At 64.7% G+C, this 1,156-nt stretch carries 1 protein-coding gene; it reads right to left on the reverse strand.

The window, feature by feature from the left end; all coding sequences use genetic code 11:
- Positions 1–1,156 (reverse strand): peroxidase family protein (locus tag LQV45_RS34360; protein ID WP_290370415.1); only part of this gene is annotated, 1,156 nt, incomplete at both ends.

Here is a 1,156-nt window from a genome sequence, read left to right on the forward strand (position 1 = left end):
CGTGTAGCCGGCCGGTGTACCGGCCAGGTTGCCCAGCTGGAACTTGCAGTCGGCGGTTCCGAAAGCATCCGCCTTGAGCGAGTGCGCATTGGTGTTGCGCATGATCATCTCCGCGAAGGAGTTGCTCTCCAGCTGCGACCGCAGGTTCATGCCCGGCGTGCGCGCCAGGTAGTACAGGCGGTCACCGTTCTGCAGGTCGGTCATCTGGTTCTCGAACACGTAGTTGAACGTGCTGCCCAAGAGTCCGCCGAAGAGGTTGGTCTTCTCCGCCAGGCCGCCAACCCAGAGGTCGACCCGGTTCAGGCCGGTCTCCTGAGTGGCCCACGGTCCGGCACTGTTCATGAAGTCGCTCATGTCAGCCGTGGGAGGAGTCGCCAGGGTGCCCGGATCGACGATTGCCTTGGCCGCTGCCCGCTTGCCCGCCAGCGTGGTTTCGCTGGTGATGGTCGGGTAGGTGCCGTAGGCGGCAACAAAGTTGACCAGCGATTCCGGGTGCTTGAGGTTCTGCCCGAAGTCGGCCCAGCTCGTATACGGAGCCAATTGAGCGTCGCCCGTGGCGTCGTTGATCTGGCGCCGCAGCTCATTGAGCGGCGGGACGCCTTCGGAACGTGCACGGGTCATGTTGATCGTCGCCAGGTCCAGGGGAAGACCCAGCAGGTTGTTGCGCAGCGTGCCCGTCACGAACTCGTCGAGTTCGTTGCCGACCTGGTCGCTCATGCCCATGACGATGCTGCCTGCGGCCTCTTCCGAGGTCAGGGACCCCGCCGATCCGCCGTTGGTGTACTCGGGCGGGTTCAGGAAGCCATGGAGCAGGGAAATGGAGTTGTCGGTGCCGTCCGCGTTGGTGCGCGAGATCGTCTCCGTCAGCATAGAGTGGCCGAAGCGGTAGACCGCGTGGGCGAACTCCGCCCTCACGGCCGCGTTGAGGTCCGTGTGGTAGACGTGGAAGGGCTGGATCGCGGGTTGGACCTTGCGGCCGAACTCCTCGAACACCAGGTGCTGGTATTCCATTTCCGTGACGAACCGTGCCGCCTGGAACAGGCGTTCGCCGTTCCAGCCGTTGGCACCGGCAGCCAGCTTCCACTCCGCCAGTGCGGCGACGCCCTTGGCCGAAGTGTCGTTGGTCAGGGTGGTCTCGATGTCCGCGACGAGCGCG

The organism is Microbacterium sp. Bi128 (assembly GCF_918698205.1).